Annotated in this window: 8 protein-coding genes; 5 read left to right on the top strand and 3 right to left on the bottom strand. The window is 66.2% G+C overall.

What is annotated here, in order from left to right; translation table 11 throughout:
- Positions 1 to 188, top strand: a 188-nt coding sequence (locus BGO22_RS21905; protein ID WP_286852428.1) for a hypothetical protein, incomplete at its 5' end; no start/stop codon positions are given.
- Positions 189 to 345: 157 nt separating this feature from the next.
- Here the strand turns inward: BGO22_RS21905 and BGO22_RS21900 are convergent.
- Positions 346 to 1,290: a bifunctional helix-turn-helix transcriptional regulator/GNAT family N-acetyltransferase gene (locus tag BGO22_RS21900; RefSeq protein WP_502686492.1), complete on the bottom strand. Its 945-nt coding sequence runs from the start codon at positions 1,288 to 1,290 to the stop codon at positions 346 to 348.
- Between the two features lie 274 nt (positions 1,291 to 1,564).
- Here BGO22_RS21900 and BGO22_RS21895 point away from each other — a divergent pair, with 274 nt between their 5' ends.
- Complete coding sequence (locus BGO22_RS21895) at positions 1,565 to 3,775, top strand: TonB-dependent receptor domain-containing protein (RefSeq protein ID WP_083293112.1); 2,211 nt, start codon at positions 1,565 to 1,567, stop codon at positions 3,773 to 3,775.
- On the opposite strand, the gene BGO22_RS21890 is transcribed toward BGO22_RS21895, so the two are convergent.
- A complete protein-coding gene (locus tag BGO22_RS21890; RefSeq protein ID WP_286852427.1) occupies positions 3,765 to 4,979 on the bottom strand; it encodes a multidrug effflux MFS transporter in 1,215 nt (404 codons plus the stop codon). The two genes, BGO22_RS21895 and BGO22_RS21890, sit on opposite strands and share 11 nt — an antisense overlap.
- Before the next feature lie 52 nt (positions 4,980 to 5,031).
- Between BGO22_RS21890 and BGO22_RS21885 the strand changes: the two genes are divergently transcribed.
- Positions 5,032 to 5,400 (top strand): VOC family protein, encoded by a 369-nt coding sequence (locus BGO22_RS21885; RefSeq protein ID WP_070398666.1) that lies wholly within the window; start codon positions 5,032 to 5,034, stop codon positions 5,398 to 5,400.
- Between the two features lie 50 nt (positions 5,401 to 5,450).
- On the opposite strand, the gene BGO22_RS21880 is transcribed toward BGO22_RS21885, so the two are convergent.
- Positions 5,451 to 6,044 carry a hypothetical protein gene (locus BGO22_RS21880; RefSeq protein WP_070398667.1) on the bottom strand — a complete coding sequence of 198 codons (594 nt, stop codon included), beginning with the start codon at positions 6,042 to 6,044 and terminating at the stop codon, positions 5,451 to 5,453.
- 308 nt (positions 6,045 to 6,352) lie between these two features.
- On the opposite strand from BGO22_RS21880, the gene BGO22_RS21875 reads away from it, so the two are divergent.
- Both BGO22_RS21875 and BGO22_RS21870 read left to right on the top strand, forming a co-directional pair.
- Entirely contained in the window at positions 6,353 to 7,183 is an 831-nt protein-coding gene (locus BGO22_RS21875) for a DUF1810 family protein (protein ID WP_139147006.1), read from the top strand.
- A 510-nt stretch (positions 7,184 to 7,693) separates the two neighbouring features.
- The coding region (locus BGO22_RS21870; protein WP_286852426.1) for a hypothetical protein at positions 7,694 to 8,756 on the top strand (1,063 nt) is incomplete at its 3' end.

The following is an 8,756-nucleotide window of genomic DNA, read 5'->3' as shown; positions in this document are numbered from 1 at the left end:
GCGCCCACCCCGCCATTGCCCGAACCCTCGGCCTGCAGACAGGACTGGCGCGAGAAGCGAGGTTCTTTCGTTGGTTGGCCGGCTCAGGTGCTGCACGTCAGGGCCGGGCGCAGGGCCGTGGCGGCGCCTATGCGGTGCTGAGAAGCGCAGGGCCGGCGGTGGCGCGCGCAGCGCGCTTCGTCAACTGACTCGCGGCGGCTGTCTGAGCGCAGTGGGCGAAGCCCACGCAGCGAGTTCCGCCGCGCGCCGCTGGCCCGAGCATCGCAAGGGACCCCTCGCGCAGCGAGGGGCGCCGCATCGAAGCCGCCACGGCCCTGCGCCCGGTCCTGACACCCCCGGACCGCCTCAGAGCTTCAGCTCCCAGGTCTCGCCCACCAGCGACTGCCCGAAGCCCTCGTACGGCGCCGACTTCACCCGCTTGAACCCGCGCTTGGCGTAGATCTCGCGCGCCGCCGTGAGGCAGCTGTTGGTCCACAGCACCATCTTGCGGTAACCCTTGTGCCGCGCGAAGGCCAGGCATTCGTCGGTCAGGCGCGCGCCCAGGCCCAGGCCGCGCGCGGCCGGCGTCAGCAGCAGCATGCGCAGCTGCGCCGTGCTGGCCGACTTGCGCACCACGAAGGCCGAGCCCACGCGCTCGCCGTCGAGTTCGGCGATCCAGCAGCGCTCCCAGTCGGGCTGAAACTCGCGCACGTACTTGGCCACGATGTCGGCCACCAGGGCCTCGAAGGCCATGTTCCAACCGTACTCACGCGCGTAGACCTCGCCGTGCTGCTGCACCACCCAGCCCATGTCGCCGGGTCGCGGGTCGCGCAGCACGGCCGCGCGCGTGCGCGCCGCGGCCGTGGGGCTCAGCAGCCGCTCGATGCGCGCCATCGCGTCCACCACCGCCTGCTGCTCGGCCGGCGCCAGCGGGGCCAGCAGCGCCGCGGCCTCCTCGCGCGACTTCTGCTGCATCGGCGCGAAGGCCTCGTGCCCGGCGTCGGTGAGCGTGAGCAGGCTCTGGCGCGCGTCCTTCGGGCTGGGCGCGCGGCTGAGCCAGCCCGACTGCTCGAAGCGCTTGAGGATGCGGCTGAGGTAGCCACCGTCCATGCCCAGCTCTCGCGCCAGCTCGGTGGCCACCAGGCCCGGCTGGTGCGCCAGTTCGTAGAGCACGCGCACCTCGGTCAGCGACAGATCGCCCCCCAGGTAGGGCGAGAGCACGCCCGCGCGGCGGGTGTAGAAGCGGTTGAAGCGGCGCACCGCCTTGACGGCGGCGGGGGGCACGGGGCTGAGGGCTTGGGGCGTCGACATACTTGCCATTGTCAAGTTTTTACTTGCCAATGGCAATACAAAACCAGACCCTGCGACGCTCATCGCCCGAAGGCACTGGTGACAGGAAATCACCCGTTTCCCGATCAAAACTTAAGAACAAGTTAAGAAGAATCATTTTTATTTGCAATAATCCGTAACCAGCCAGCCAAGTTCACCGTTCTCCCGTCAGCCGCGCCCGGTGCGCCGCGTGTGGGTCGGGTTGCAGCAGTAGCCAGCCAGTCCGCCAACCCAACACATCCCACAGAGGAAGCTGATGTCTCGACACCTGACCCCGCCGCCCGCGCAGCGGCGCACCCCGCCGGCTGGCCGGTTCCCCCTGCAGGCCACCGCCCTCGCCTGCGGCCTGCTGTTGCTGGGCCTGGGCCACGCCCACGCCCAGACCGCCGAGGTCTCGCTCAGCGAGGTCGTGGTCTCCGCCTCGGGCTTCGAGCAGGAACTCAAGCAGGCACCCGCCTCGATTTCGGTCGTCACGCGCCAGGAACTGGAAACGCGCCAATACCGCGACCTGGCGGAAGCCCTGGCCGGCGTTGAAGGCATCGACGTGCTCGGCGGCACGGGCAAGACCGGCGGCCTGGACATCAGCATCCGCGGCATGCCCAGCGAGTACACCCTGATCCTCATCGACGGCCGCCGCCAGAACGTGGCGGGCGACGTCACGCCCAACGGCTTCGGCGCCGCGCACACCAGCCTGATCCCGCCGGTGGCCGCCATCGAGCGCATCGAGATCATCCGCGGCCCCATGTCCACGCTCTACGGCTCCGACGCCATGGGCGGCGTGATCAACATCATCACGCGCAAAGTGGCCAAGCAATGGGGCGGCCAGCTCACGCTGGAGACCGGCATCCCGCAGGACAGCGACTGGGGCGTGCAGCAGCGCTACAACCTGTACACCAGCGGCCCCCTGGTGCAGGACCTGCTGGGCCTGGCCGTGCGCGGCAACCTCTACCGCCGCGAGGCCTCGGACTTCGTGCTCGCCCCCGGCGCCGCCCAGCCCGCCTCGGCGCGCAACCCCGCGCCCGCCGAGAGCCGCCAGCACAACGTGGGCGCGCGCCTGACGCTCACGCCCAACCGCCAGCACGAGCTCTGGCTCGACGTGGAACAGGGCCGCACCTGGTACGACAACAGCGACGGCCGCCTGGGCACGCGCGACGCCACCACCAACCTGCTCGGCAACAACCCGCCCGGCTACCAGGACGCCCTGCGCTTCAACCGCGACCAGGTGGCCGTGGGCCACACCGCACGCCTGGGCGTGGGCCTGCTCGAGTCCAGCCTGATGCACACCGAGACCGAGACCATCGGCCGCACCATCCCCGGCGGGGCCGTGCCCGCCGGCGACCCGCGCCGCGGCACGCCGCGCGAACTCAAGACCACCAACCTGGTGCTCGACAGCAAGCTCGTGGCCCCGGTGGGCGACGCGCACGTGCTGACCGTGGGCGGCCAGTGGTGGGACGCCCAGCTCACCGACGGCCTGCTGCCCGAGAAGCACGACCAGACCATGTGGGCCGTGTTCGCCGAGGACGAATGGAAACTCAGCCAGGCACTGACCGCCACGCTCGGCGCCCGCTACGACAACCACAGCGCCTTCGGTGGCCAGGTGAGCCCGCGCGCCTACCTGGTGTGGGACGCCACCCGGCACTGGACCCTCAAGGGCGGCGTCAGCAAGGGCTTCCGCGCGCCGCGCCTGAACCAGCTCATCGACGGCGTGAGCGGCGTCAGCGGCCAGGGCGCCACCATCAACATCGGCAACCCGAACCTCAAGCCCGAAACCAGCACCAGCACGGAAATCTCGGCGCTGTTCGACAGCCAGGCCGGCCTGAGCAGCGCCGTCACCCTGTTCCACAACAAGGTCAAGGACAAGATCAGCGGCGGCGGCGACTGCACGGTCAACTGGGTGTCGAGCTGCTCGGCCAACCCCAACGCCACCTACGCCATCAACGTGGACGAGGCCACCACCTACGGCCTGGAGCTGAGCAGCCGCGTCCAGATCGCCAAGGGCTGGGGCCTGAAGCTGGGCTACACCTGGACCGGCAGCGAGGTGGTCGAGGACGGCGTGAAAAACGGCCAGCTGGCCAACACCGCCCGGCACGTGGCCAACGCCCAGCTGAGCTGGGACCCGAGCGACAAGTGGAGCCTGTGGCTGCGCGGCGAGTACCGCGGCAAGAGCCCGCGCTTCAGCGGCGACCCGGCCCGCCTCACCGGCAACAACCTGGCCATCTACCAGGCCGTGGGCGACATCAAGGCCCACGCCCTCTTCCACCTGGGCGGCGCCTACAAGCTGTCGAAGAACGTGACGCTCAACGCCAACATCTACAACCTGTTCGACAAGGACTTCCGTCAGTACCGCCTGGTCAACCTCAACGGCACGCCGACCTGGGTGAACGGGTACTTCCAGGGCGGCGCCTCGGTGAGCGGCACCACGCTGCCGGGCCGCACCTTCTGGCTGTCCGCGAACATCACGTTCTGAGGGCATGGGGGCGCGAGCCCCCTGTCGATCGCGCCAGGGTCAGCCAGGTCAGGGCCACGCTGCTGAACGAACCCAGCGCCATGCCCACCACCATGGGCAGCGGCTGGCCGTTGGCGAACAGGCCCACCACCGCCATGGCCAGAGCGCCCACCAGCATCTGCAGCGTGCCCATCAGCGCCGAGGCCGTGCCCGCGATGGGGCCGTGCTCTTCCAGCGCCAGCACCGACACCGTGGGAATCACCAGGCCCATGAACGCGCTGGCGATGAAGTTCAGCGCGATCAGCACCCACAGAGCGTCACCGCCGAACAGGTAATAGGCCAGCAGCAACGCGATGGTGGAACCCGAGGCCGTGGCCGCCACCTTCACCATGGGCGCCAGGCCGAAGCGCCGCCCCAGCGTGGCCGTGAACTGCGAGGCCCCGATGAAAGCCACCGCATTGAACGAAAACGCCAGGCTGTACTGCGTGGGCGTGAGCCCGTAGTGGTTGATCAGCACGAAAGGCGAGCCCGCCAGGAACACGAAGAAGCCCGCCAGCGCGCAACTGCCGATGCCCACCAGCCCGAGGTAGTGCCAGTCGCCCAGCAGCAGACGGTAGGCGCGCAGCGCGCCGCCGACGCTGCTTTCCACCCGCTGCTCGGGCGGGCGCGTCTCGCGCAGCGTGGCCCCCACCAGCGCCAGCCCGGCCACGGCCGCCAGCGCCACCGCCCAGAACACGCCGCGCCAGCCGGCCAGCGCGATCACCCCGCTGCCGGCCAGCGGCGCCAGGATGGGCGACACGCTGAACACCAGCATCAGCAGCGACATCAGGCGCGCGGCCTCGGTGCCGGTGTGCAGGTCGCGCACCACGGCGCGCGGAATGGCCATGCCGGCCGCCGCGCCCAGGCCCTGCAGGAAGCGGAAAGCCACCAGGGTCTGGATGTCGGACGCCAGCGCGCAGCCCACGCTGGCCACCACGAACAGGCCCAGGCCGAAATACAGCGGCGGCTTGCGCCCCACCATGTCGGACACCGGCCCGTACAAGAGCTGCCCCACGCCCAGCGACAGAAAGAAAGCCGTCAGGCTGAACTGCACGGCGCCCACCTCGGCGCCCAGGGCGCTGCCGATGGCCGGCAGCGCGGGCAGGTACATGTCGATGGCGAAGGGGCCGATGGCCGACAGCAGGCCCAGGATCAGGGCCATTCGGTAATAGGAGGAAGATTGCATCGCGGCGATTTTCGCCGCGAGGCCCATGCCCCCTGACCCGCCGAGCCCATCCATGCCCGACTTCGACGTCATCGAAATGAAGCCCTTCGTGCCCGCCAAGGACTTCGAACTCTCCCAACGCTTCTACCAGGACGTGGGTTTCCGCCTGAACTGGCACAACGAACAGATGGCCTACCTGCACCACGGCAGCGCGCGCTTCCTGCTGCAGAACTTCTACGAACAGGCCTTCGCCGAGAACCTGATGCTGCACCTGCTGGTGAAAGACGTGGACGCCTGGCGCCAGCGCCTGGTGGAACGCGGCGTGGCCGAGCGCTACGGCGTGCGCATCGGCGCCGTGGAGGAACAGCCTTGGGGCATGCGGGACTTCGTATTGTTCGATCCCTGCGGGGTGTTGTGGCGCATCGGCCAGAGCACGGATTGAGGGACGCGCCCGCGCGCCCGGGGGGACGGAGCGCGCGGGATGTCAAGCGCTCAGCGAACGAAGTAGTCGTTGGCGTTGAAGTCGTTCGGGTAGCCGTCGGCGTCCACCGGTTGGCCCGGCTCGGCCACGGAGAACTGGAGCCGGCCGCCTTGCACGTCGCCGATGGTTTTCACGTTGGTCAAACCGGTCATGCGACCGTCGGGCAGCGCGGTGAGGGTGATGCCCGCCCCGCCATCGGCGCTGGCCACGGCCCCGACAAAGCGGGGAATGCCTTTGACCACGTTGTCCCGGCCGGCCCGGGTCACCGGCACCAGGCTCACGGTGAAGCGTTCCCTCACCAGGCCTTGTTTGACCGTGCAGGCGTCGTCGCTGTAGACCTGCACCGCGTAGGCGATTTCCAGCTCGTTGCTGCCTGTCTTCGTCAGCGTGACGTCGCGCACGCGGGCGGCGTAGTCCTGGTTGTAGACGAAGTCGGGCACGCAAACGTCGTGGGCGGCGTCGCGTTTCCAGACGCCTTCGAACTCCGCCAGCGACACCTTGGCTTGGTCGGCGGAGGCGGGCGCCGGGGCATCGCCGCCCCCACCGCCACAGGCGGCGAGCGACAAGCTGAAGGCGGTGGTCAACAGGGCATGGGACAACTTCATGAAAAGACTTTCTTGGTTCTCGGGCGGCGAGGCAGGACGGGACGAAGCCTCCCGGTGGCTGGCCTCGCCGGGCAGCCGCTGGGAAGGAAGACAAGGTGGAAAGGGGGCGCGTGGGGCGAGGCGTCAGCGCGGGGCTGAGGGCCTGTCACCGGGCGATGGCTTCAAGGGCCGTTGGTGGGCGGCGACGGGGCGGCCCAGGAAAAACAGCGCGAGCGATTGCATCAGCGCCCAGGCCGACCGGAAATACCGCGAGGGCGGTAATTTCGTGCACGCTTGAGGGAGACAAGCCCGCCACCCCCCGCGCCGCCATGACCGCCCCGCCCTCGCCCCTCGACCGCTTCCTGCACGCCCAGGCCCGCGACTACCCGCAGGCCCTGACCGAACTGAAGGCGGGCCAGAAGCGCACGCACTGGATCTGGTACGTGCTGCCGCAGCTGCGCGAGCTGGGCCGAAGCCAGAGGGCGCGCGAGTACGGCATCCGCGACCGCCAGGAAGCCGCCGACTACCTGGCCCACCCTGTGCTGGGCCCCCGCCTGGTGGACTGCGTCAACGCCCTGCTCGGCCACCCCGATCGCAGCGCGGTGGCGATGCTGGGCGAGGTGGACGCGATGAAGCTCCGGTCGTGTCTGACGCTGTTTGCGGCGGTGGCGCCACAGGAGCCCTGCTTCGCCCAGGCACTGGCGGTGTTCTACCAAGGCCAGCCGGACGAGCAGACCTTGCGCCTGCTGGATGCGGGTCACATGCCCGCCGAACACCACCTCCCCACCCTGCTGAAGCAGATGGCCCCCTCGGTCCACCCCGAGGTGTTCGTTTTCTGCTGCTTCTCCAACGGCCGGCTCCCCGAAGCGCTCAGCCCGGTCGGCAGCTTCCATGAACCCGAAGGCCTGACGGCCATCGTCCCGCTGCGGCAGGCGCAGGCGCTGGGCCTGGCGTTCCAGTTCGAATCGAGGATGGTGACGCTGACCATCCACTCGGCCCTGGACGCCGTGGGCTTCCTGGCCCGCATCAGCGCGGCGCTTGCGTCGCAAGGCATCGCCTGCAACGTGGTCTCGGCCTTTCACCACGACCACCTGTTCGTGCCCAGGGACAGGCTGGACGACGCGCTGCGGGCGCTGGACGAGCTATCCCGGTCCGGCTAACGCGGGGCCGAGGCGCCTCGCCGCCTGTTGCCCGGGTGCGTCACGCACGCCGGCCCGGCGTGGGATGGCACACAAGTGCGACCACTTCTTTCCCAATCCTCATGGAAATCCCTCAAGCCCTAAGGGGGAGGCTGGGGCTAGTCTGCCGCGCGAGGCGCGATCGACGCCATTTCAGATTTAGTTTCAGGGAGGAGCTTGCGTGACCACGTCCCATAACCACGACCTCACGGACGATCAGAACGTCCAGCCCGAATTGGCTTCGCGGCTGGCACCTGGCTTTTTCAAGGTCTGGGTGTTCTTGGGGCTCTGCAGAGCAAGGCGAGGTTCGACCTCGTTGATTTGCTGCAGGCCAAGGGCGGAAACGCCGAGGTCGTCAAGATGGCGGCGTCGGGGCTAATGCGCTGGACTTTCACATGGCCTACCAGTTGAGGCGGTCGTGCCTGTAAGAGCCAGGGCGTACCTCAATTTAATCGCCAAGAACAACAAGCCGTGATATCAGGATAAGACAGTATGAAATTCAAAAACCTCTCAAGATGGACAATTACGCCGGACCTCGATGGACTGCTGTTCTTCGCACAACGGCTGGACGAATTGGTATGGGATTTCACTCTCGACACCCATAAGCCAATGTCTCTCAATGCGCCATACTTATGCCAAGAGGCACTAACAATAATAAAAAACATTGAAGACGATCTGATTGATGCTGCCAACTTGAAGCCAGTACTCGAGGAATTGATATGGAGCGTCCAGCATGACCCTGTTGCCAAAGCACTCCTCGATCTCCCTATCGAGAGATACGTTAGGCCAGACGATGAAGCTAAACTTTCGGAACGAAAGCGCCGACTAAGCGCACTTAGCGACACACTAGGAGCGCATCGCTATCTGCACGCGTGCTTTGATCAACTCTCGACAAACGTCAAAGCCATCAAAAAGAAAAAGATTGACACTATTGCGCGAACCATGGTTACAACGCTAATCAATATGGGCGTCAGCAAAAAGAGTCTTCAAGGCAAAACAAGTGCTTTTTTCTTTGCACCGGGGGGCGCCCCCATCACCAAAGCGGATCAAATAGACGAGTTTTTGAGCACGCTTTATCCATTTTCTCATGAATGCGACGTATATTTTGTGGTTAGCGACCTAATAAAAACGGTGGAAGAATCTTCTGAAGCGTTTGGTGTGAGCATTGTCGAGGAACTTCCTGCAGAAATGGCTGCACTGCAAGCTGAAACGCCAGAGTTTACTCGCAGCATCGACGAATGCTACGTAAAAGTGGAATCGGTGTCCGCGCTGGATGTCTATTCCGCTCAAGAAAAAGCGGCGCGTGTTCTCGACAGATTGAGCGACCTGTACACCCTCTTTCATCACCAGCGCAAAATTACATGGAAAAATACGACCCTCATCAAACAATGCTGCCTACCCAAGCCTGTTGTTGCAACTCTAACCAAAGGAGCAATGGACAAACCCTATGACTTTAAAACCGACAAAGCGTCGAAGGAATTAAATCGACTAATCAGAAATTTAGCGATCAAAGGCGCCAGCAAAACCCGATTCGATCGGGTTGCAGATTTACACG

It is taken from the genome of Hydrogenophaga sp. 70-12, assembly GCF_001897365.1.
Taxonomy (GTDB): Bacteria; Pseudomonadota; Gammaproteobacteria; order Burkholderiales; family Burkholderiaceae_C; genus Hydrogenophaga; species Hydrogenophaga borbori.
The sequence above is the reverse complement of the archived record's forward strand: the minus strand, read 5'-3'. Positions and strand labels throughout refer to the sequence as shown.

Bases quoted from the DNA above. Each gene is read 5' to 3' on its own strand.
- BGO22_RS21890 (WP_286852427.1), bottom strand. From the start codon at position 4,979: ATGCAATCTTCCTCCTATTACCGAATGGCCCTGATCCTGGGCCTGCTG.
- BGO22_RS21885 (WP_070398666.1), top strand. From the start codon at position 5,032: ATGCCCGACTTCGACGTCATCGAAATGAAGCCCTTCGTGCCCGCCAAG.
- BGO22_RS21900 (WP_502686492.1), bottom strand. From the start codon at position 1,290: ATGTCGACGCCCCAAGCCCTCAGCCCCGTGCCCCCCGCCGCCGTCAAG.
- BGO22_RS21880 (WP_070398667.1), bottom strand. From the start codon at position 6,044: ATGAAGTTGTCCCATGCCCTGTTGACCACCGCCTTCAGCTTGTCGCTC.
- BGO22_RS21895 (WP_083293112.1), top strand. From the start codon at position 1,565: ATGTCTCGACACCTGACCCCGCCGCCCGCGCAGCGGCGCACCCCGCCG.
- BGO22_RS21875 (WP_139147006.1), top strand. From the start codon at position 6,353: ATGACCGCCCCGCCCTCGCCCCTCGACCGCTTCCTGCACGCCCAGGCC.